A 21945-nucleotide genomic window follows, 5' to 3' on the forward strand; every position below is an offset into this window, starting at 1 on the left:
ACGCCGTGGCGAGACTCAGTGTGGTCAGATTCGGACTGGTCGCGGTGCTGGTCGTGCTCGCGGCCGGGGCAGTGGTGCTCAGCGTGGCGGCGTCAGCCTGGTGGTGGTTCCCGGCGGCGCCGCTGCTGGCGTTCGCGGCGACCGGCGTGTACGACGTGACGCAGCGGCGGCATTCGGTCCTGCGGAACTATCCGGTCCTCGGGCACCTGCGGTTCCTGCTCGAAAGCATCCGGCCGGAAATGCAGCAGTACTTCGTGGAACGCAATTTCGACGGCCGCCCGTACGACCGCGACGTCCGGTCGATCGTCTATCAACGGGCCAAGGGCACGGCAGCGGAAGAACCGTTCGGCACCGAGCGCGACGTGTATGCCGAGGGTTACGAATTCCTTGTCCCGTCCCTCGCGCCGGTGCCGGTCTCCGAGACCGCGCCGCGAGTCCGGGTCGGCGGGCCGGACTGCACGCGGCCGTACGACATGGCCTTGCTGAATGTGTCCGCGATGAGCTTCGGTTCCTTGTCCAGCAACGCGATCCTCGCGCTGAACCAAGGCGCCGCGCGCGGCGGTTTCGCCCACGACACCGGCGAGGGCGGACTCTCGGAGTACCACCTGCGCGGCGGCGGCGACCTGATCTGGGAAATCGGCACCGGATATTTCGGCTGCCGGACGTCGGACGGCGATTTCGATCCGTCGACCTTCGCGGACAAAGCGGCGCACGACGCGGTGAAATGCGTTTCGCTGAAGCTTTCGCAGGGCGCTAAGCCTGGGATGGGCGGGGTGCTGCCGGGCACGAAGGTCAACGCGGAGATCGCCCGGGTGCGCGAAGTGCCGATGGGGGAGACCGTCGTTTCTCCGCCGTATCACCGGGTGTTCTCAACGCCGCGCGAGCTGGTGTTGTTCCTCGCTCGGATGCGCGAGTTGGCTGGCGGGAAGCCGACCGGGTTCAAGCTGTGTGTCGGTTCGCGGGCGCAGGTGCTGGCGGTGTGCAAGGCGATGCTGGCCGAGGGGGTGACGCCGGACTTCATCGTGGTCGACGGTGCGGAGGGCGGGACCGGTGCGGCACCGCTGGAGTTCGCGGATCACCTGGGCACGCCGCTCACCGAGGGACTGCACACTGTCCACAACGCACTCGTCGGGACCGGACTGCGGGACCGGATCCGGCTCGGGGCGAGCGGAAAGGTCGCGACCGGCGCGGACGTGGTGAAGCGGCTGATCCAGGGCGCGGACTACACGAACGCCGCGCGGGCGATGATGTTCGCGGTCGGATGCATCCAGTCGCAGCGGTGCCACACCAACAAGTGCCCGGTGGGAGTCGCGACGCAGGACCCGCGCCGCGCCCGGGCGCTGGACGTGGGGGACAAGACCGAGCGGGTGCGGCGCTACCAGGAGGCGACGGTGGCCTCGGCGATGCGCATCATGGCGGCGATGGGGGTTTCGGAGCCGGGGGCGTTGACGCCGGACTTGCTGCGGCGGCGGGTGGATGCGCGGACGGTGCTGTCGTATGCGGAGTGGTACGACTGGCTCGCGCCCGGGGAGTTGCTGGCGGAGCCGCCTGCCGGGTGGGCGGAGGAGTGGGCGGCGGCGGATCCGGATCGGTTCGCTTGACCCGTGAGGTCGAGGTCCGTGAAGGACTCCTTGAGGGAATCAGATTCCTTCAAGGAGTCCTTCACGGACAGCTGAGAGGGCGGGTCCGGTCTTGGGGCTTGGCTGGGTGCTGCACCGGCGCGCTGAGGGGGCATCGCGACCCGCTGCCGGAATTGTGAGTGGTGTGTTCCGGAACGGGGCGGGGCGGTCGTTCGGGTGTGCGGTTCATCGTGAGCGGGCGGCTGATGGGGGAGCGGGGGTACGGCCGAGCGGCGGGGACGGGGTGCGGCCGACCGGCGGTGCGCTGGCGATCCGCCCTTCGATGGGGCAAGATCGGGGCTCGTGGCTTCGGGAGACGGGCAGGACGCGGGTGACCTCGAGGTGTCCGTCCGGTGGCGGGGGCCCGCCGCGGTCGTGACCGTGGGCGGCGAAATCGATCTGGTCACCGCGCCGGAACTCGGCGAGTTCGTGGGCGGGGTGCTCGAACGCGAGCCCGGGGTGCTGGTCGTCGACCTGCGGGCGGTCGATTTTCTCAGCTCGTCCGGGCTGCAGGTGCTGGCCGGCGCGCATCGGCAGCTCGACGCGGGCGCGCTGCGGGTGGTGAGCACGTCGTCGATCACCTCGCGGCCGTTCACGACCACCGGGCTCGACGAGTGGATCTCGCTGTTCCCGTCGGTCGACCAGGCGCTGGCCGGGGTGGCCGGAGCGGGCGGTTGACCGTGGACGTGCAGGAGGACACCCGCGGGCTGAGCTGCCACGGGATCGTGGCCGAGCCGGGGGCGTTGCGCGCGTTGCGGCACCGGCTGCTGGCGTGGGCGCTGGAGTCGGGCATTCCGGACGACCGCGCGCACGACATCGTGCTGGCCGGGTACGAGGCGCTGGCGAACGTCGCCGATCACGCGTATCCGGGGGAGCCGGGGCTCGTGGACCTCGACGCGGTGTGCCGCTCCGGCAGCGTCGAGGTCGTGATCGCCGACCACGGGGAGTGGCGTCCGCCGGAGGAGGCCGACGACGATCCGGTTTCCGTGCGCGGGCGCGGGCTGCTGCTGGTGCAGGCGACGGCGGACCGGGCGGACGTGCGGACCGGCGCGGACGGCACGGTGGTCACGTTGCGCTGGAAGCTCGCCTAGCGGTCAGCTCACCGGTTCGGCGGCGCGGCGGCGCAGCAGGTACCGCTGCACTTTGCCGCTCGGGTTTCGCGGCAGGTCCGCGATGAACTCCACCCGCCGCGGGTATTTGTACGGCGCGGCAAGGGATTTCGCGAAGTCCTGCAGTTCCTTCACCTTCGCGTCGTCGCCGGGGACGCCCTCGTTGAGGACCACGTAAGCGGCGACGATCGAGCCGCGCGCCTCGTCCGGGGCGGCGACCACGGCGCACTCCAGCACGTCGGGATGGCGCAGCAGCACCTCTTCCACCTCGGGGCCGGCGATGTTGTAGCCGGACGAGACGATCATGTCGTCGCTGCGGGCGCGGTAGTGGAAGTAGCCGTCGGAGTCGCGGACGTAGGTGTCGCCGGTGAGGTTCCAGCCGTCCTCGACGAAGACGGTTTGCCGGTCGTCGGCCAGATAGCGGCAGCCGGTCGGGCCCTGGACGGCGAGGCGGCCCGGCGTGCCGTCGGGGACGGGACGGCCCTCGTCGTCGACGATCCGCGCGCGGTAGCCGGGCACGACGCGGCCGGTCGCGCCCGGGCGGGCGTCCTCGTCGGCGGCGGAGATGAAGACGTGCAGCATTTCGGTGCTGCCGATGCCGTCGATGAGCCAGTGGCCGGTGGCCTCGTGGAAGTCGGTCGCGACGGACTCCGGCAGCGCTTCGCCCGCCGACACCGCGCGGCGCAGCCCGGACAGCAGCGGACGGCGGTCGGACGCCAGGATCGCCCGGTACGCAGTGGGCGCGGTGAACAGGACCGTCACGCCGTGCTCGGCGACGAGGTCGGCCAGCTCGGTCGGCGTGGCGCGTTCGATGAGCAGCGTCGCGGCGCCGGCGTGCAGCGGGAACACCAGGAGGCCGCCGAGGCCGAAGGTGAACGCGAGCGGGGGCGTGCCGCAGAACAGGTCGGTTTCCTGGGGTTTCACCAGGTGCCGGGAGAACGTGTCGGCGATCGCGAGCAGGTCGCGGTGGAAGTGCATGGTCGCCTTGGGGCGGCCGGTGGTGCCCGAGGTGAACGCGAGGAGGGCGACGTCGTCCGCGGCGGTGTCGACGTCCTCGAAGGTGTCGGGGCGGGTGGCGCAGCGGGCGGCGAGGTCGTCGCGGCTGTCGCCGCCGTAGGAAATGAGGGGGAGGTCGAAGGACTGCAACTCCTCCGGGTACCGGTGGTCGCAGAGAGCGATGACGGGGGAGCTGGCTTCGACGATCTTCGACAGCTCGTGCGCGCGCAGCATCGGCATGGTGGCGACGGCGACCGCGCCCGCCTTCAGCACTCCGAGCCAGCACGCGGCGAGCCACGGGGTGTTCGGCCCGCGCAACAGCACGCGGTTCCCGGGCACGACGCCCTGCGCGGTGAGTTCGTGCGCGATCTGGTTCGCGCGGGTCAGCAGGTCGCGGTAGGACCAGGATTCGGCGGGGGACAGCAGCGCGGGACGGTCCGCTCCCCAGCGCGCGATCGTGTCGTCGAGCAGCCGGGTGGCCGCGTTGAGCCGGTCCGGGTACCGCAGTTCGGGCAGGTCGAACCACAACCGCGGCCACTGCTCGAACGGCGGGAGGTGGTCCCGGCAGAACGTGTCGACATGCGCACTCGGCTGGAGCTGCACCACGTGCCCCCAATTCGGACGACGGCCATCTCGCGTCCAGCTACTGTAATACTTTTTGCGACCGTCAGGAAGGCGCAACATCGGACGGCGCTCGCGGGGGTACGGAGCGCAGTCGGGACCGGGGACGAGTGCGACAGGTGTGGCGGGTGCTCATGGGCCGAGCTGCTCGCGGAAGGCGGCGATCGGTGTGCGGAGGAGGTCGGAGTCCTCGGCGGTGGTGTCGATCGCGGCGATGATGCGGTCGAGGTGGTCGTGGTTGGTTCGCCAATGGGCGGGCGGGACGCGCAGCGTCGACGCGAGCAGGTCGCCGGGATAGAGGTCGCCTTCGCAGAGCGGGTCTTCCTCCAGCATGGCCAGTGCCCGCGGCACGAGGAACTGCACGCCGACGCGCTGGCCGAGCAGCAGGCGGACGTCCTCGGCGGTGAGCTGGGCGAGGGGCTTGCGCCGCAAGCGATGCACGGTCTCGATCAGCCGGGTCGCGCCGGCGGGCGGATCGCCCCAGTCGGAGTTCTCGATCTGCTGCAGCGACAGGGCGGAGCGGTCGGCCCGGCGGGCCAATGGCGGTCACCTCATTTCTGGCGGAAGCGGGTGCGGAGGTTCTGCGAAGAGTCCGTACGGGCCCTCCGCACGGACTCGACGTCCGGAGTTGCTCAGGCGTGGGCGTCCAGATAGGCCGGGTCCGGGGGCGGGATCGGGACGTCCGGCTGTCCGGCCAGCAGCTGGTTCATCGCGGCGAAGTACGGCGGCGCGGCGACCGTGCCGCCGAAGGCGCCGTGGCCGCAGTCGCCTAGGTGGACTGGGGTGCCGGGGCAGATTTCCTGGGGGTGGGGGCCGTCGGCGAAGACCATGGATGACACTGCGTAGTGGTCTACTCCGCCTACGAACGCGACCGATTCGCTTTGCTGGGTGGTGCCCGTCTTGCCGATGTCGGGGTGCGTCCAGCCGGCCGAGCGGGCCGCGCGGGCGGAGGTGCCGATGGTGGTGTCTTGGCTCAGGCCTGCTTCGAGGGTGTTCGCGACGCCGGGCGGGATGACCTGCTCGCAAGGTTGCTGGTGCAGCGCGACCGGCTGGCCGTGGCGGTCGGTGACGGACAGGATGGGGTCGGGCGGGCACCATTTGCCGCCGCTCATCAGGGTGGCCGAGACGTTCGCCATTTCCAGGGGGCTGACCGGGCTGTTGCCCAGGGTGAAGGACAGCAGGTTCTGGAAGTACTGCGACTGCGGTTCGTTGTATTGCGGGTTCTTCGAACGCGCGTCGGACGGGTCGGTGATGGGCTTGCTGCCCGCGTCGTTCGTGGCCATGGTGTTGCGCAGGCCCAGTTTCCGCGCCATGTCCAGTACCGCGGGCATGCCGACCTGCGACTCCAGGCCGACGAAGGCGACGTTCGGCGACGTCGCCAGGCCCGCGGCCAGCGAGATCGGGTTCGGGTAGCTCGTGCCGTCGTTGCTGACCGGGTAGCAGTGCGTGTACTGGTTCATGTTGGGCGGGTTGAAGCAGTCGCTGAACGGGTTCGGCAGCGGCGTGTTCAGGCCCGCTTTCCCGGCGGCCATCGCCGCGGCCGAGGTGAAGATCTTGAACGACGAGCCCGCGCCGAACTTGTTGCTCGCGTCGGCCACGATGTTCGTGGACGTCTCGCCCTGGTCGGGATCGGTGCCGTAGTTGCGGTTCGCGACCATCGCGAGCACCTGGTGCCCGTCCGTGCCGGGCTGGACGACCGCGAAGGTGTTGGCGACGCCGTCCTGGGTGGTGGGCACGTTCGCGTTGACCGCGTCCTTCGTCACCTGGCTCACGTGCGGGTCCATCGTGGTCTTCACGACGTAGCCGCCGGTGTCGATCTGGTCGGCGGTGAGCCCGGACTGCACGAGGTAGCGCACCGCGTACGCGCAGAAGAACCCGGCGTCCGGGGCCGCGCCGAGGCAGGTGCTCGACGGTGCTTGCGGCCGGGAACCGCTGAGGCCCAACGGGGTCGCCTTCGCGGTCGCCGCGTACGAGGCCGGGATCGAGTGTGCGGACACCATCGAATCGATCACCAGATTGCGCCGTTGGAGCGCCTTGTCCGGATGCGTGTACGGGTTGTAGACGTTGGGGTTGTTCACCATCCCGGCGAGCAGCGCCGCCTGCGGCACGGTCAGTTTGTCCGCGGTCGTCCCGAAAAACGCTTGCGCGGCCGCGCCGACGCCGTACACCGTGCCGGTGTACTCGACCACGTTCAGGTAGTCGGCGAGGATGTCGTCCTTGGACACGGTCTGGCTCAGCTGCACGGCGATCTTCGCCTCGCGCAGCTTGCGGGCCAGCGAATCCTCCTGATCCCGTTGCTGCGCCGTCTTGTTGCCGCGGTCCACGACGTTGACGAGGTAGTTCTTCACGTATTGCTGGGTGATCGTGGACGCGCCCTGCAGGTTCCCGCCCGAGCTGTCGTGCACGGCGGCGCGCAGCATGCCCTGCAGGTCGACGCCGCCCTCGCTGTAGAACCGGCGGTCCTCGATGTCGACGATCGCGGCCTTCATCGCCGGGGAGATCTGCGCCGCGGTGACCGGAATGCGGTACTGCGAGTACAAAGTCGCGATCGTCCCGCCGGTGCGATCGGTCACGGTGGTGACGAGCGGCGGTTCGGCGTGCACGAGATCCGCGGAGATGGCGTCGACGGAATCGCTGACCTGGTTGGACAGCACGCCGGCGCCGATCGCGACCGGGGCGAGCGCGCCCGCGACGAGAATCCCGGCCAGCACGCACAATCCGAGGAACGGGGCTATCCCCTTGCGACGAGACACGGTTCTCACGTTATGCCCGCCCCCGTGAGAAAACGGTGTGTGCGTCAGGGTTTTTCATCGAGCCAACCTTCCCAGCAGAGCCGAAGCGACCGCGATCGCCACTGCGGTCGCACCCCCTAAGACGCCGAAGTCCGCCCAGAGGTTCTCCGGAGTGCCGATCAATAATCCGCGCAAGGCATCGACTTGGTAACTCAGCGGGTTCACGTGGCTGAGCACCTTGAGCCAGGACGGCATCAGGTTCACCGGATAGAGCGCGTTGGACCCGAAAAACAGCGGCATCGTGATCGCCTGGCCGATGCCCATCAGCCGTTCGCGCGAAAGCACCAAACCGGCGATAACGATGGAAAAACAGCAGAAAAAAGCCGAACCGAGCACAACGGCCACCGCGGCGCCCAGCAGCCGCAGCGGATTCGCGGTGAGCCCGACGCCGAGCAACGCGGCGAGGATCAGCACGATGAACGCCTGCACGAGCGCGCGCACTCCGGCGGCGAATGCCTTGCCCGACACCAGTGCGGCGCGCGGCGTCGGCGTGACGAGGAGCTTCGCGAGGACGCCCGCGTCGCGTTCCCAGATGATCTGGATGCCGTAGAAGATGGAGATGAACAACGCGGACTGGGCGAGGATGCCGGGTGCGAGATAGTCGAGGTAGGGCACCGGACCGGTCGGGATCGCGCGCAGCCGGGTGAACGTTTCGCCGAAGATGAGCAGCCACAGCGCGGGCTGGATCGCCCTGGTGAGCAGCTCGGTCTGGTCGCGGCGGATTTTCTGCAGTTCCACCAGGCACATCGCGCCGATCCGGGAGAACAGCACGCGCAGCTGTCCCAGCGGGCCGGGGTCAGCCGAGACGGCGGGCGGTGCGGCGAGCGGCACGGACATCGCGGATCCCTCCTGTGTCGAGCGCGTTCCCGGTGACGGTCCGGAAGACGTCGTCCAAAGTGGACTCCGGGCCGAGCCCGGCTTCGAGGTCGGCCGGCGTGCCCAGCGCGCGGATCCGGCCGGTGTGCATCAGCGCGACGCGGTCGCAGTACTGCTCGGCCTCGTCCATGTAGTGGGTGGTGACGAGCACGGTCATCCCGGTCTTGCCGCGGATTTCGGAGATCCGCTCCCAGACCGTCGAGCGCGCCACCGGGTCGAGCCCGATGGTCGGCTCGTCGAGGATCAGCAGCCGGGGCGAGCTGACCAGCGCCTGCGCGAGTTCCAGCCGGCGGATCATGCCGCCGGAGTAGCGGCCGGCCGGGCGGTCCGCGTCGTCCTCCAACCCGACCAGTTCCAGTGCCTCACGCACTCGCATGGCGCGCTGGGCCCTCGGAACGTCGAAGAGCCGGGCGAACAGGGACACGTTCTCGCGGCCGGTGAGCGCGCCGTCGGCGGAAAGCTGTTGCGGGACATAGCCGATCAGCCGGCGCACGGCTGTCCGGCGGCGGGCGACGTCGAGCCCGAAGACGGTGATGTGCTCCGCGGTGACAGACAGCAGGGTCGTGATCATCCGGATCGTGGTGGTTTTCCCGGCTCCGTTCGGGCCGAGGAGACCGAAGACTTCGCCGGGCTCGATGGCGAGGTCCACGCCGTCGACCGCGACCGAGGCGCCGAAGGCGTGGCGCAGTCCGGTGCAGCGGATCGCCGGTTCACTCATGCGGTGTCCTCCTTGAGCAATTCGGTGAGCCGTTCGAGGGCGGGCAGCGCGGCGACGATGGCCGAGGTGTCCTCTTCGGACAGTTGGGCGAGTGCGGTGGAAACCAGTCCGATCCGGGCGCGCCGCCAGGTGGAAATCCGGTCGCGGGCCGCGTCGGTGAGCTGCAGCCGGGCGGCGCGGCGGTCGGCCGGGTCGACCTCGCGCCGCAGCAGGCCAGCCTCGGTGAGCGCGTTCACGAGCGTGCTCACCGAATTCCCGGCCAGGTTCAGCTCCCGGGCCGCCGCCGCGACGCCGATGCCCGGGTTCCGGTGCACCACGCGCAGCAGTTCCACTTGCGAGCCCGGCAACGGCCCGGGCAGTTCGGCCCGCACCCGCCGGCGTACGACGCGGCGTACGCCCAGCACGGTGGTGAGAACGCGTTCGGCGAGGTCGATCCGGGGTGCGGGCATGCCGCCAAGTTAGCTCTGACCCAGAGCCATTAGCAACGCTAAATGTCTTGTTCGCCGGAAGCCTGCTGCTTTATCCCCGATTCAGGAACAGCGCGATGCCCAGCGCGATCATCGTCGCCGCGATCACGCCGTCCAGGATCCGCCAGGCCGCGGGCCGCGCGAACACGCCGGACAGCCTGCGCGCGCCGAGCCCGAGCGAGCTGAACCAGACCGCGCTCGCGACCACCGCGCCGATGCCGAAAAGCCAGCGGCCGTCGCCGTGCCCGGCCGCGACGGAACCGACGAGGAGGACGGTGTCGAGATAGACGTGCGGGTTGAGCCAGGTGAGCGCGAGACAGGTGAGAAGCGTGCGCTTCGGTGAACTCAGGTCGGCGGGGGAGACGGTCAGCGCGCCCGGGCGGAAGGCGCGGCGCGCGGCGAGGATCCCGTATCCCACCAGGAAAAGCCCGCCGACGATCGCGATCGCCTTGATCGCCGACGGCCACCGCTGCAGCACCGCGCCGATCCCGCTCACGCCGGCGGCGATGAGGATCGCGTCGGACAGCGTGCACACGAGGATCACCGGCACGACGAGGCCGCCGCGCAGCCCTTGGCGGAGCACGAAGGCGTTCTGCGCGCCGATGGCGACGATGAGGGACATCCCGGTGCCGAATCCGGCGGTGAGGGCAGCGATCACCTTGCCGACGTTAGAAGCGGGGGCGAGCATTATTCCAGGTAAAGATTCTGAACTAAGATAAGCGATCGTGATGTCCGATCTTCCGCTCGACCAGGTCCGCACGCTGCTCGCGGTGGTGGACGAGCAGTCGTTCGACCGGGCCGCGGCGGTGCTGCACGTGACGCCGCCCGCGGTGAGCCAGCGGGTGAAAGCGCTGGAACAGCGGATCGGCCGGGTGCTCGTGCTGCGGTCGAAACCCGTGCGGCTCACCGAATCCGGCGAGGTGCTGGTGCGGTTCGCCCGGCAGCTGACCCGGCTCGAAGCGGACACCCGCGCGGAACTCGGCCTCGGCGGCCCGGGCCGTCCGGCGACGCTGCCGATCGCGGTCAACGCGGACTCGCTGGCCACCTGGTTCCTGTCCGCGCTCGAAGAGGTGCCCGCCGAGCCGCCGGTGTCGTTCGACCTGCGCAGCGACGACCAGGACCACACGGCCGCCCTGCTGCGCGAGGGGCTGGTGATGGCCGCGATCACGGCGACGCCGCAGCCGGTGCAAGGCTGCACGGTCAGCCGCCTCGGCACGATGCGGTACCGGGCGGTGGCGTCGGCGGAGTTCGCCCGCCGATGGCTGGACGGGGGCTCGCTGGCCGAGCGGCTGCCCGCCGCGCCCGCGGTGCTGTTCGACCGCAAGGACGACCTGCAGGACCGGTTCCTGCGCAGGCTGACCCGGCGCAAGCTGCCGAGCCGGGTCCGGCACTACATCCCGGCGTCAGTGTCCTTTGTGGACGCGGTGGCGGCCGGGCTCGGCTGGGGGATGGTGCCGGAACTGCAGCTGCCCGGCCGGGAGCTGGTCGATCTCGCGCCGGAGCGGGCGGTGGACGTGGCGTTGTACTGGCAGCAGTGGAAGCTCGACTCGCCTTCGCTGGCCGTGGTGGCGGAGGCGGTGGGGAGGGCGGCCGGGCGGGCGCTGGGGCGGTAGTGCTCAGCCTTGCGCGATCGGCCAGAGGTCGTCGTTCAGCAGGCGTTTCACGATCTTCCCGGTCGCGTTCCGCGGCAGCTCCGGCACGAAGTACACGTCGCGCGGCACCGCGAACCGGGCGAGTTTCTGGTGGATGTAGTGCCGGACGTCCTCGGCGTGCATGCGCGCGCCCCGGCGGAGGACGACGTACGCGGCGAGGCGCTGGCCGAACTCGTCGTCGGGGACGCCGACCACGGCCGCGTCCGAGACGCCCGGCAGCGCGGCCAAAGCCTCCTCGACCGGGCGCGGGAACACGTTCTCGCCGCCGGACACGATCATCTCGTCGGCCCGGCCGGTGACGAACAGCCTGCCGGACGCGTCCTGGTAGCCGACGTCGCCGGTGGCCATCAGGTCGTGCGCGCGCGGGACGCTGGAACCGTTGGTGTAGCCGTCGAACAGCATGTCGTTGCCGACGAAGATCTGGCCCTCGTCGCCGGGCGGGACCGGGCGGCGGTCGTCGTCCAGGATCGCGACCTGGGTGCCCGGCGGGCAGCGGCCGGCGGACGTCGGGGCGGCGCGCAGGTCGGCCGGGTCGGCGATGCTCGCCCACGAGACCTCGGTGGAGCCGTAGAAGTTGTAGAGGACGTCGCCGAAGGTGTCCATGAACGACGTGACGAACGCGCCCGGCATCGCCGACCCGCTGCTCGCCACGATCCGCAGCGACGACAGGTCGTACCGGTTGCGCACGCGTTCGGGCAGGTCGAGGATCCGCTGCAGCATGATCGGCACCGCGAACAGCGCGTCGCAGCGGTGCTCGGCGATCGTGCGCAGCGTCTGCTCGGCGTCGAACCGGCGGATCAGCGACAGCTCCGCCCGCAGCGCCATGCCGAGCTGCATCGCGGCCAGCCCCCAGCTGTGGAACAGCGGGGCGGCCACGGCGATCTTGTCCCTGGCCCGCAACGGGATTCGCGACAAAACGGTCGCCGACGTGCTCACGCCCTTCGGCGTCGGGCGGCGCGCGCCCTTCGGGGCCCCGGTGGTGCCCGAGGTCAGCACGACGATCCGGCCCTCGCGTTCGCTCGGCTTCGGCCGGGTCGTCGGCGCGTCCTGGAGCAACTCGTCGAGCGTGCGGTAGCCCTCCTCGGCGTCGTCCCAGGTGCTCACGCGCGGGAATTCGCCGGGCACCGAGGCGATGACCGGCGCGAACTCGTCGTCGGTCAGCACCGCGGCGGGCGGGTGCTGGGTGAGCACTTCCTCGACGGCGGCGGGGGAGAGGCCGGTGTTGAGCAGCACGACGTCCGCGCCGAGCTTGCTGCAGCCGACGAACGCCTCGACCATCGCCGCGTGGTTGCGGCACATCAGCGCGACCCGTGAACCGGCCTTGACGTCCAGCGCGGCCAGTGCGTTGGCCAGCTGGTTGCTGCGCTCGTCGATCTCGCCGAAGGTGCGGGTGTTGCGCTCGTCGTGCACCGCGATGTCGTCGGCGCCGCGGGCGGTCGCGGCGAGGTAGCCGCCGGCCAGCGTCGCGCCCCAGCGGGCGAACGAACTGAGCTGCTTGACCACTTTGTCCGGCCGTCCCGCGGCCAGCACGCCCGCGCGGACCAGCGTGTTCGCCGTGCGCAGGGCGGTGGCCGGCTCGTGCTCCGGCGGGTCGCCCGGGAGCCCGGACAGCTGCTGGCCGATCCGCTTCGCGAGCTGTTTGAGCAGGCCTTTCACCGTGCCGCGGGCGAGCAGGCCGGAGTGTTCGGCCGGCAGCGACGGGAGCATCATCCGCAGCACGATCTCGGTGCCGCCGCGCGGGACCGGGCGCAGTTCGACCGACACCCAGGTCCGCTCGTCCGGGAGCCCGCACCAGACGACGTGCTCGCCCGGCCGGTACACCGCCGCGTGGACGGTGCCCTCGACCACGGTGTCCCGGTCCGGGGCCAGCCGGAGCAGGCAGTGCGGCCCGCGGCCCCGTTCGGCCGGGACGGTGACCTCGCACCAGCTGATCGCCGGCACGAACCTCGGGTACAGCTCGGGGCTTCCGACGATCTGCCATACCTGTTCGGGCGAGTGCCCGACCACCGCACTCGCCTCGACTACATCGTCTCGCATCGCGATCCGCCTCGCCGCCGCACGCGTGTGGGCTCCCCGGTCCTTCCCGGACGCGTGTTCAGGTTGCGGGGACGCTACCAGGCAAGAGTCGTCCGGGGTACTCCGAAAGACGGGAAATCCAACTGGGTGGGAATTTTCTTCCGGAGTTTCCCCGCAGGTGAGGGACGCGGCCGGGCGGGTTCCGGCGTGCCGGACATAATGGGCCGGGTGGAGCAATTGGTCGAGGAATACGGACCCAGCTGGGACCCGGGCCCGTACGAACGGGGCACCGACGGGCCGCGCGTGATCCTGGTCGGCGCGGACACGTCGCCGACCGGGCTGCGGGCGACCTCCTACGGCGGCGGGCTCGCCCGGCGGCAGCGCGCGCGGCTGGTCGTGGTGTACGTGGCCGCGCCGACGGTGTGGACCGGCCTCGCCGCGTCCGCGGTCGTCGACGTGCAGCAGCAGACCTTCGAGGAGGAGATCGAGCAGTTGCGTGCGGAACTGCGCGACCGCGCGGCGGACCTGCAGGTGCCGGTCACGTTCGTGGTCCGCCGCGGCGAGACTTTCCCCGAACTGCGCCAGGCCGCGCAGGAGGTGAACGCCGACATGGTCGTGGTCGGCGCGTCCGAGCAGGGCGGGCACCGGCTCGTCGGCTCGGTCGGCAACCGGCTGGTGCGCGCCGCGACCTGGCCGGTCGTCGTGGTGCCGTGAGCGACGGCGCCTTCGAGGACGTAGTCGCGCGGTTGCGGGCCGCCGGGTGTGTGTTCGCCGAGGAGGAGGCCCGGCTGCTGCTGGGCCAATCGGGCGATTCGGGCGACGTGGCCGGGATGGTCGAGCGCAGGGTCGCCGGGGAGCCGCTGGAGTACATCCTCGGCTGGGCGGAGTTCATGGGCCGCCGGTTTGCCGTCGCGCCGGGCGTCTTCGTGCCCCGGCATCGGACGGAACTCCTCGTGCGGCTGGCCGTCGGGTTCGCGCGCAGCAACAAGGTGGTGCTCGATCTGTGCTGTGGTTCCGGTGCGCTGGGCGCGACAGTCGCGGCGGAGGTGCCCGCGATCGAACTGCACGCGGCGGACGTCGAACCCGCCGCAGTCGATTGCGCGCGGCGGAACGTGCCTGGTGAGGTCTATAAAGGCGACCTCTACGCCCCGCTGCCGCCGGGGCTGCGCGGCCGGGTGGATGTGCTGATCGCGAACGTCCCGTACGTCCCGACCGGCGACGTCGCGCTCATGCCGCCCGAGGCGCGCGACCACGAACCCCGCGTCGCGCTCGACGGGGGAGCCGACGGTCTCGACGTGCTCCGTCGCGTCGTCGCCGAGGCTCCGGCGTGGCTCGCGCCCGGCGGGCACGTGCTTTTCGAAGCCAGCGAACGCCAAGCCGAAGCCGCGGCCGCCGAGGTGCGCCGGGCGGGGCTGGCCGCGTCCGTGGAAGCGGACGGCGAACTCGGCGCGACCGTCGTGGTGGGACTGCGCGAACACTGAGCGGCTAACCGGATTCGCCCGCTTTCCGTACTGCGTGCGGCCGGTCGGGACGTCTAGGGTCGACCCATGAAGGTCGGCCTGCTCACCCGGGAGTACCCGCCGGACGTGTACGGGGGAGCGGGGGTGCACGTCGAGTTCCTGGCGCGGGAACTGCGGTCACTAGTCGACCTGGACGTGCACTGCTGGGGCCCGGACCGGCCGGACGGCGCGCACGGGCACCGCGACGCGCACGGGTACGCCCAGCCGGCGTTCGCCACGATGGACATCGCGGTCTCGATGGCCGACGCGCTCGCCGGCCACGATCTCGCGCACAGTCACACCTGGTACGCGAACCTCGGCGGCCATCTGGCGAAGCTCGCGCACGGCATCCCGCACGTCCTCACCGCGCATTCGCTCGAACCGCTGCGGCCGTGGAAAGCCGAGCAACTCGGCGGCGGTTATCGCGTGTCGTCGTGGATCGAGCGCGAGGCTTACGAGGCGGCGGACGCGATCATCGCGGTCAGCTCCGGCATGCGGCGCGACGTGCTCGCCGCGTACCCGGACGTCGACCCGGCGCGGGTGCATGTGGTGCGCAACGGCATCGACACCGAGCTGTACCAGCCTGATCCGGGCACCGACGTGCTCGCGAAGCACGGCATCGACCCGAACCGGCCGTATGCGTTGTTCGTCGGGCGGATCACGCGGCAGAAGGGCGTGCCGCATCTGGTGCGTGCCGGGGCCGCTTTGGATGAAGACGTACAGCTGATTCTGTGCGCGGGCGGCGCGGACACGCCGGAGCTGGACGCGGAGTTCCGCGGGCTTGTCGCGCAGCTGCAGGAAAAACGGTCCGGGGTGCACTGGATCCCGGAAATGCTGCCGCGCCGCGAAGTCGTCCAATTGCTGACGCACGCGCTGGCGTTCGTGTGCCCGTCGGTCTACGAACCGCTCGGCATCGTGAACCTGGAAGCGATGGCGTGCGGGACCGCGGTGGTGGCCAGCGACGTCGGCGGCATCCCGGAGGTGGTCGCCGACGGCGAGACCGGCGTGCTGGTGCACTACGACGAGACCGAGCCCGGCGCTTTCGAGGCCGGGCTCGCGCGCGGGATCAACGACCTGGCCGCGGATCGCGAGCGCGCCACCCGGCTGGGCCTCGCCGGACGGGACCGCGCGGTGGGAGAGTTCGGCTGGGCAGCGATCGCCGCCGCGACGGTCGGGGTGTACGAGGCGTGCGGGAGGGTTTCGTGATCGACGGTTCCGATGTGCTGGGCATCGTCCTCGCCGGCGGCGAGGGCAAACGGCTGATGCCGCTCACCACCGACCGCGCGAAACCCGCGGTCCCGTTCGGCGGCGTGCACCGCCTGATCGACTTCGTGCTGTCCAATCTCGTGCACGGCGGGATCCGCCGGATTTGCGTGCTGACGCAGTACAAATCGCATTCGCTGGACCGGCACATTTCCACGACCTGGCGATTGTCGTCGCTGACCGGCGAATACGTCACGCCGGTGCCCGCGCAGCAGCGGCTGGGCCCGCGCTGGTTCCAGGGCAGCGCGGACGCCATCCACCAGAGCCTCAACCTCGTGCACGACGAATCGCCCGCGTACATCGCGGTGTTCGGCGCGGACAACATCTACCGGATGGACCCGCGGCAGATGATCGACGCACACATCGCGTCCGGCGCGGGCGTGACGGTGGCCGGAATCCGCGTGCCGCGTTCGGAGGCTCGTTCGTTCGGCGTGATCCGCACCGAGGACGGCACGAAGATCGACGCGTTCCTGGAGAAGCCCGGCGACCCGCCGGGCCTGCCGGATTCGCCGGACGAATCGTATGTGTCGATGGGCAATTACGTGTTCACCACGGACGTGATGCTCGAAGCCCTGCACGCGGACGCGAAGAACCCGGCGTCCAAACACGACATGGGCCGCGACATCATTCCCGCCCTGGTGGAAAAATCCGAGGCGGCGGTCTACGACTTCAGCGGCAACGTAGTGCCCGGCGAGACGGATCGGGACCACGGCTACTGGCGCGACGTCGGAACGATCGACAGTTATTACGACGCGCACACGGACCTGATTTCGACGCAGCCGATTTTCAACCTCTACAACCGGAAATGGCCGATCCTGGCCCACCCCGGCCAGCGCGCGGCGGCGAAGTTCGTGGAGGGCGGCACCGCGACGCAGTCGATCGTGAGCAACGGCTGCATCATTTCCGGGGCACAGGTGGTGGATTCGGTGCTGTCGCCGGATGTTTTCATCGAGAACGGCGCGGTCGTGCAGGGCTCGGTGCTGCTGGACGGCGCGCGAGTCGGGCGGGGCGCGGTGGTGCGGCGCGCGATCCTGGACAAGAACGTCGTTGTTCCGCCAGGAGCGCACATCGGGGTGGATCTGGCGCGGGATCGCGGTCACTACCACGTGAGCGACTTCGGGATTGTGGTGCTGGGCAAGGGCGAAACCGCGATTTAGCCGAGAGCCGCGACCGTACGGGCGATGATGTCCGCCGGGCTGGGCTGCGCGGCCATCTCCGCGCGCACCTCCGCCGCGGCCTCCCGGAACGACCCGTCCTCAATCAACTGCCGCACCAGCTTCCGCACCGTGTCGACGTCCACAGTGGCCGGATCATGGCTCACCCCGACCCCGCGGTCGACCACCCGCTCCGCCGACATCGGATTGTCCGCGAAACTCGGCAAAACCAGCTGCGGCACCCCGTAGAACAACGGCGCGGCAGTAGTCCCGGACCCGCCATGATGGACAATCGCCGCACATCCGGGCAGGAACACCGACAACGGCAAATACCCCACCGACCGCACATTCGCGGGCAATTCGCCCAGTTCGCTCAAATCCGTGGTCCCGGCCGCGAGCACGACTTCGACGTCCATGCCGCCGAGAGCGTCCAGCACCACCTTCAGGCTGCTGATCCCGGACATCACCGGCACGACCGTGCCGAGCGTGACCGCGATCCGGGGCCGGTCCGCCTTCCGCAGCACCCATTCCGGAAGCACCGACCCGCCGTTGTAGGGCACGAACTGCATCGGCCACCAGGGCACGCCGTCGCGGTCATCGGCGTACTCCTCGTCCGCGCGCAGGCCGCCCATGCTCGGCGCGCGCGGATCGATGCGGGCGAGGACGTTCGGCGGCGTGTCGCCGAGACCGAGTTTCTCGCGCATCAGCGCGATGAGGTCGCCGGAAAGGAAATCCTCGTGTTCGGAATGCCAGGAGACGTCGCGGGCGGACCACGAGATCCGGTTGCCGACCTCGAGCGCGGGCACTCCGAGCGCGACCGCGGCGAGCGGGCCCGCCCCGTGGTCGGACGGGTAGACGACCAGGTCCGCGCCGAACGCCCGGCCCGCCTCGATCGTGCCCGCCGTCATCGCGGCGGTGAACAGCCCGAACGGTCCCTGGTGCTGCCGGGCGATCCGGTATTCCTCCGGTTCGTCCGGATCCGGGCCGCCGCCGTCCTTGACGCCGGAGAGCAGGTCGGCCCAGATGTCGCGGCCGGGGAAGACGTCGCAGACCGGGAGACCGGCTCGCGCGGACACCTCGGCGATCTCGGACGTGGTGGCCAGCAGCACGTCGTGCCCGGCGGCGCGGGCCGCCCAGACGAGCGGGATCAGCGGGAGCGTGAGCCCGTAGCCGGGCGCGGAGGCGAACAAGATCTTCACGCCCCCGAGACTGCCAGAACCGCATCGGTCCCCGCATCCCGGATTCCGTTTCGGCACACCGGTAACGCGCGGGGCCGCCGCGGCGACAGATTCGCAGATCGACTCTCCCGGAAAGGCCGGTCCCCATGCGAAGAGCCCGTATCGCGGCGTTGCTGACCCTGGTCGGCTTCGGCATCGCGATGTCCCCCGCCGTCAGCGCCGACGCGGGCCAGACCAGCACCTGGTGCACCAAAAAAGAGCAGGTCGCCATCATCGGCACGTCGGCCGACACCGGCTACGGCACCACGGGCTATCAGTCCACTACGGACACTTACGCGCCGACCACGTACGGCTGGACCACGAAAATCGCCAACGACCTGCGCGCCCAATGGGGCACCACCACGAAGAACTACGCGCACAACGGCGCGATGGCCACCGACTACCTCCCCGGCGGCCGCTGGCCCGACACGACCGCCGCGCTCGGCGACCTCGCGCAGCGCCAGCCCGACCTGGTGCTCCTCGACCTCGGCGGCAACGAGCTGATCGCGCAGATCGACCCGGCGGTGTTCAAGGCCAACCTCGGCAAGGTCGTCGACACCATCCGCGCGGCGCGGCCCGGGGTGGACATCCTGCTGTCGATCTACGCCGAGCTGAAGTGGACGCCCAACCCGTGGGGCGGGCAGACGCAGAAGTACTTCTGGCCGCAGTACGCGACGGCGATCTACCAGACGGCGGTCGCGAAGGGCACCGCGCTCGTGGACCTGCGGCAGTACATCCCGCCCGCCGGTTCGGCGAACCTGCCCAATCCGAGCCCGTGGCTGGCGGACAACGTCCACCTGAACGACGCGGGCAACCTCGCCGAGTACGGCATGTGGTGGGGCTGGACGTCCAGTCTCGGCAGCATTTGCTGAACGGTTCAGCGCATCGCGGGCACGACCTCGTGGAGCCACCGCTGCCGGGATTCCTCTCGCTCGGCAGCGGTGCCGACGTTCGGGAAGAACACGAATCCGTCCGCGCCGTGCTTTTCGCTCGCCTCGGTCAGTTCGGCGATCCAGGACCGCACTGATCCGGTGAGCACTCCCATCCCGTGGTCGCCGGTGCGGCGGGACAGGGGCGCGGCGTCGCCGCTGATGACGCCGAAAACGTTGTAGATAGTGGAGATCGCGGCCGGATCGCGTCCCGCTTCGACGGCGGCCCGGTCGATGAGCGGACGGGATTTCGCGACCGCCTCGCTGCGCCAATCCTGGGCGACGGCGGGAAACCAGCCGTCGGCGAGCCGTCCGGTGACCGCGAGCGAGGCGGGGCCGATGGACCCGGTCCAGATCGGCGGGGTCGGGGCGGCGGACGGCAGCACGCCGTCGACGCGGTGGAACTCGCCGTCGAAGGTGACCGGTTCGGTGCCGCCGCCGGTCAGCGCGCGCAGCAGCGTGATGCCTTCGGCGAACAGCCGGACCGCTTCGGCCGGGGTGCGGCGTTCGACGCCGAAAGCCTCGATCTGGTCCCACAACGCGCCCGCGCCGACCCCGAGCCGGACTCGTCCGCCGGACAATTCGGACAGTGCGCTGACGGTCCGGGCCAGCGCGGGCACCGGGCGGACCGGCAGATTGGTGACGGTGACCGCGCCGCTGACGCTGGTCGTCGCGCCGAGGACGAAGCCGAGCGTGGCGTAGGCGTCGAGATGCCGGGCGTGGTACGGGTGATCGGTCACCGTGACGACGTCCAGCCCGGCGCGGTCGGCCTCCCGTGCCTCGGCGATCACCCGGGCGGGATCGCCGTCCCCGACCGCTGTTCCGTTGAAGCCGGTGTCGAGCCGGACCCCGAAGATGGTCATGATCCCTCCCTGACGGCGACCTTGCCGGAGTTTTCCCGCCGGTGCCACCGGTTCCAGGTGGCGGAACGGGCGGCCGCGCCACTGTCGATGCTGCTCACGGCGTTTCCGCAGGTCAATGTGGGTGGCGTAACCTCGGCGTAATCAAAATCCGGGTAACGTCCCCGGCGTGGCGACAGAGCGGCGGAGGGCGGAACGTGCCCGGGAGACGGCGGACGGCCTGCGGCAGCGGATCGTCGCGGGCGAGGTCGGCGAGCTGCTGCCGAGCGAGCGAGAGCTGGGCGAATGGTTCGGCGCGTCGCGGAATGTGGTGCGGGAAGCGCTCGCGCTGCTGCGGGACGAAGGGCTCGTCGAGCGTCGGCAGGGCGTGGGGACGCTCGTGGTGCGCCCGAAGTACGGACATGGTCTCGACCAGTTGACCGGGCTGGCGGAGGCGCTCGAAGGGCATGGCGAGGTCGTGAACGAGGTGCGGACGGCGGAGGTGGTCGCCGCGCCGCCCTCGGTGGCGGAACGGCTCGGCCTGGCGGCGGGGGCGGAGGTCGTGCACCTGGAGCGGGTCCGCCGGCTCGGCGGGGCGCCGTTGTCGCTGGATTCGACGTATCTGGTGGCGGATCTGGGGATTCCGTTGCTGGCGAAGGACCTGGCGCACCGGGACCTGTTCGCGTTGCTGGAGGAGACGAACGGGATCCGGCTGGGGCGGGCGGACATCGAGGTGCACGCGGTGTCCGCCGGGCCGGATACGGCCGCGCTGCTGGACATCGCGCCGGGGACGGCGGTGTTCGCGCTGGACCGGTTGACCCGGCTGCCGGACGGGCGGCCGGTCGACGCGGAGTGGCTGCACATCCGGGCGGACCGGCTGACGTTGCGGGCGACTTTGCATCGCGGCCCGGGGTGGTCGTGAGTGGCGTTGCCGGTTCTAACCGGCATAAACACTCACGAGAGCCCAGGCAAGTGCGCGGCCATGGCACCGGGAGGCAGCGGCGGCGCAGGGGTCGTGAGTGGCAATCCCGGTTAGAACCGCGATTGCCACTCACGACCTCCCCAACGAGGCGCATCAACGCTCCTGCACCGTCGTGGCCATCTCGCCGCGGCCTGCCCTCCGCACCGCATCCGCCGCAGCCCGTTCGCCAGGGCCTTTGCCGTGCTCGTGAGTGGCTATGCCGGTTCTAACCGGCATAGCCACTCACGAGACCCCAGGCAAGTGCGCCGCTATCGCACCGGGAGGCGGCGGCCGTGCAGAGGTCGTGCGTGGCAATCCCGGTTAGAACCGGGACAAACACTCACGAGACCTCGGGCAAGTATGCGGCCATGGCACCGGGAGGCAGCGGCCGTGCAGAGGTCGTGCGTGCTCATCCCGGTTCTAACCGGCATAAACACTCACGAGACAAGAGAGAGGAGTGATGATGCTCGTCGCGCTCATGGTCACCGGGTTGCTGGCCGGGATCGGGATCACCGCGGTGGGGCCGGGCGGGGTGCTCGCGACGGTCGGGCTTTTCGTGTTCACCTCGCTCACCCCGGCGCAGGTCGCGGGGACGGCGATCGTCACGCACGTGGCGACCGGGATTCTCGGCAGCGCCGCCTTCGTCCATTCCGGACAGTTGCGGGAGCCCGGGACGCGGCGGGTGGCGGGGGTGCTCGCGGCGGTTGCCGTCGTCGGGACGCCGCTGGGCGTGCTGCTGAATTCCTGGGTGTCCGCCAAGGCGTTCGGGATCGTGCTCGGCGGGTTCGCGCTGATCGTCGCGGTGTTCGTCGGGCTGAAGGGGCGGGAGCGGGCGGTCGGGCTGCCGGTCGCGGGCCTGATCGGGGCGGGCGTCGCGGTGGTGGCGGGGCTGGTCGGGGTCGGCGGGCCGATGCTGGCGGTGCCGTTGCTGGTCGTCGCCGGGATGCCGGTGCTCGGGGCGCTCGCGGCGGCGCAGGTGCAGTCGGTGGTGATCGCCAGCGTCGGCACGGTCGGGTATGTCCTGCACGGCGCGGTCGACTGGCGGCTGGCGGCGATCGTCGGGATTCCGGAGCTGGCGGGGGTGCTGATCGGCTGGCGGATCGCGCACGCGCTGCCCACCAAGACGCTCAAGGCCGCGCTGGTCGCGGTGCTGGTCGGGATCGCGCCGTATCTCGCGCTGCACGGCTGAGGCCGGGTGGCGGACCACCCGGCCTCAG

Annotated in this window: 21 protein-coding genes; 11 read left to right on the top strand and 10 right to left on the bottom strand. The window is 70.6% G+C overall.

Going from position 1 to position 21945, the window contains the following annotated elements; genetic code table 11:
* Positions 1 to 5: 5 nt before the first annotated feature.
* From ACFSVL_RS36830 to ACFSVL_RS36840, 3 genes are all read left to right on the top strand, one after another.
* The gene (locus ACFSVL_RS36830) at positions 6 to 1601 is read left to right on the top strand and encodes an FMN-binding glutamate synthase family protein (RefSeq protein WP_378311165.1); all 1596 of its coding nucleotides are present in this window, start codon (positions 6 to 8) and stop codon (positions 1599 to 1601) included.
* Positions 1602 to 1922: 321 nt separating this feature from the next.
* Positions 1923 to 2297, top strand: a complete 375-nt coding sequence (locus ACFSVL_RS36835; RefSeq protein ID WP_370938480.1) for an STAS domain-containing protein — start codon at positions 1923 to 1925, stop codon at positions 2295 to 2297.
* Positions 2298 to 2299: 2 nt separating this feature from the next.
* Complete coding sequence (locus ACFSVL_RS36840; protein WP_378311297.1) at positions 2300 to 2710, top strand: ATP-binding protein; 411 nt, start codon at positions 2300 to 2302, stop codon at positions 2708 to 2710.
* A gap of 3 nt (positions 2711 to 2713) precedes the next feature.
* Here ACFSVL_RS36840 and ACFSVL_RS36845 read toward each other — a convergent pair whose 3' ends face one another.
* The 7 genes from ACFSVL_RS36845 to ACFSVL_RS36875 all read right to left on the bottom strand — a co-directional run bounded on the left by ACFSVL_RS36845 (position 2714) and on the right by ACFSVL_RS36875 (position 9886).
* Positions 2714 to 4327: an AMP-binding protein gene (locus ACFSVL_RS36845; RefSeq protein ID WP_378311299.1), complete on the bottom strand. Its 1614-nt coding sequence runs from the start codon at positions 4325 to 4327 to the stop codon at positions 2714 to 2716.
* Between the two features lie 150 nt (positions 4328 to 4477).
* Entirely contained in the window at positions 4478 to 4885 is a 408-nt protein-coding gene (locus ACFSVL_RS36850) for a contact-dependent growth inhibition system immunity protein (RefSeq protein WP_378311167.1), read from the bottom strand.
* Between the two features lie 92 nt (positions 4886 to 4977).
* Positions 4978 to 7107 (bottom strand): transglycosylase domain-containing protein, encoded by a 2130-nt coding sequence (locus ACFSVL_RS36855; protein WP_378311169.1) that lies wholly within the window; start codon positions 7105 to 7107, stop codon positions 4978 to 4980.
* A gap of 45 nt (positions 7108 to 7152) precedes the next feature.
* Positions 7153 to 7974, bottom strand: a complete 822-nt coding sequence (locus ACFSVL_RS36860) for an ABC transporter permease (protein WP_378311171.1) — start codon at positions 7972 to 7974, stop codon at positions 7153 to 7155.
* A complete protein-coding gene (locus tag ACFSVL_RS36865; protein WP_378311173.1) occupies positions 7934 to 8731 on the bottom strand; it encodes an ABC transporter ATP-binding protein in 798 nt (265 codons plus the stop codon). The genes ACFSVL_RS36860 and ACFSVL_RS36865 overlap by 41 nt, the downstream gene beginning before the upstream one ends.
* Positions 8728 to 9180 carry a MarR family winged helix-turn-helix transcriptional regulator gene (locus tag ACFSVL_RS36870; RefSeq protein ID WP_378311175.1) on the bottom strand — a complete coding sequence of 151 codons (453 nt, stop codon included), beginning with the start codon at positions 9178 to 9180 and terminating at the stop codon, positions 8728 to 8730. The genes ACFSVL_RS36865 and ACFSVL_RS36870 overlap by 4 nt, the downstream gene beginning before the upstream one ends.
* Positions 9181 to 9250: 70 nt before the next feature.
* On the bottom strand, positions 9251 to 9886 hold the full coding sequence (locus ACFSVL_RS36875; protein ID WP_378311177.1) for a LysE/ArgO family amino acid transporter: 636 nt from the start codon (positions 9884 to 9886) through the stop codon (positions 9251 to 9253).
* A gap of 40 nt (positions 9887 to 9926) precedes the next feature.
* Between ACFSVL_RS36875 and ACFSVL_RS36880 the strand changes: the two genes are divergently transcribed.
* Positions 9927 to 10811, top strand: a complete 885-nt coding sequence (locus ACFSVL_RS36880; protein WP_378311179.1) for a LysR family transcriptional regulator ArgP — start codon at positions 9927 to 9929, stop codon at positions 10809 to 10811.
* Positions 10812 to 10814: 3 nt separating this feature from the next.
* On the opposite strand, the gene ACFSVL_RS36885 is transcribed toward ACFSVL_RS36880, so the two are convergent.
* A complete protein-coding gene (locus ACFSVL_RS36885) occupies positions 10815 to 12887 on the bottom strand; it encodes an AMP-binding protein (protein WP_378311181.1) in 2073 nt (690 codons plus the stop codon).
* A gap of 198 nt (positions 12888 to 13085) precedes the next feature.
* Here ACFSVL_RS36885 and ACFSVL_RS36890 point away from each other — a divergent pair, with 198 nt between their 5' ends.
* The 4 genes from ACFSVL_RS36890 (at position 13086) to glgC (ending at position 16785) form a co-directional block, all read left to right on the top strand.
* Positions 13086 to 13580, top strand: a complete 495-nt coding sequence (locus tag ACFSVL_RS36890) for a universal stress protein (RefSeq protein WP_378311300.1) — start codon at positions 13086 to 13088, stop codon at positions 13578 to 13580.
* Positions 13577 to 14347, top strand: a complete 771-nt coding sequence (locus ACFSVL_RS36895; RefSeq protein ID WP_378311183.1) for a putative protein N(5)-glutamine methyltransferase — start codon at positions 13577 to 13579, stop codon at positions 14345 to 14347. The genes ACFSVL_RS36890 and ACFSVL_RS36895 overlap by 4 nt, the downstream gene beginning before the upstream one ends.
* 66 nt (positions 14348 to 14413) lie before the next feature.
* Positions 14414 to 15571, top strand: a complete 1158-nt coding sequence (glgA, locus tag ACFSVL_RS36900; protein WP_378311185.1) for a glycogen synthase — start codon at positions 14414 to 14416, stop codon at positions 15569 to 15571.
* Complete coding sequence (gene glgC, locus ACFSVL_RS36905) at positions 15568 to 16785, top strand: glucose-1-phosphate adenylyltransferase (protein ID WP_378311302.1); 1218 nt, start codon at positions 15568 to 15570, stop codon at positions 16783 to 16785. The genes glgA and glgC overlap by 4 nt, the downstream gene beginning before the upstream one ends.
* Here the strand turns inward: glgC and ACFSVL_RS36910 are convergent.
* On the bottom strand, positions 16782 to 17981 hold the full coding sequence (locus ACFSVL_RS36910; protein WP_378311187.1) for a glycosyltransferase: 1200 nt from the start codon (positions 17979 to 17981) through the stop codon (positions 16782 to 16784). The two genes, glgC and ACFSVL_RS36910, sit on opposite strands and share 4 nt — an antisense overlap.
* A gap of 125 nt (positions 17982 to 18106) precedes the next feature.
* On the opposite strand from ACFSVL_RS36910, the gene ACFSVL_RS36915 reads away from it, so the two are divergent.
* Complete coding sequence (locus ACFSVL_RS36915) at positions 18107 to 18871, top strand: SGNH/GDSL hydrolase family protein (RefSeq protein ID WP_378311189.1); 765 nt, start codon at positions 18107 to 18109, stop codon at positions 18869 to 18871.
* A 5-nt stretch (positions 18872 to 18876) separates the two neighbouring features.
* Here ACFSVL_RS36915 and ACFSVL_RS36920 read toward each other — a convergent pair whose 3' ends face one another.
* The gene (locus ACFSVL_RS36920) at positions 18877 to 19791 is read right to left on the bottom strand and encodes an LLM class flavin-dependent oxidoreductase (RefSeq protein WP_378311190.1); all 915 of its coding nucleotides are present in this window, start codon (positions 19789 to 19791) and stop codon (positions 18877 to 18879) included.
* A gap of 166 nt (positions 19792 to 19957) precedes the next feature.
* Between ACFSVL_RS36920 and ACFSVL_RS36925 the strand changes: the two genes are divergently transcribed.
* Together ACFSVL_RS36925 and ACFSVL_RS36930 are read left to right on the top strand one after the other, a co-directional pair.
* Complete coding sequence (locus ACFSVL_RS36925) at positions 19958 to 20689, top strand: GntR family transcriptional regulator (RefSeq protein ID WP_378311191.1); 732 nt, start codon at positions 19958 to 19960, stop codon at positions 20687 to 20689.
* Positions 20690 to 21191: 502 nt separating this feature from the next.
* Positions 21192 to 21917 carry a sulfite exporter TauE/SafE family protein gene (locus ACFSVL_RS36930; protein ID WP_378311192.1) on the top strand — a complete coding sequence of 242 codons (726 nt, stop codon included), beginning with the start codon at positions 21192 to 21194 and terminating at the stop codon, positions 21915 to 21917.
* Positions 21918 to 21945: the final 28 nt, after the last annotated feature.

The organism is Amycolatopsis silviterrae (assembly GCF_042684085.1).
GTDB lineage: Bacteria > Actinomycetota > Actinomycetes > Mycobacteriales > Pseudonocardiaceae > Amycolatopsis > Amycolatopsis silviterrae.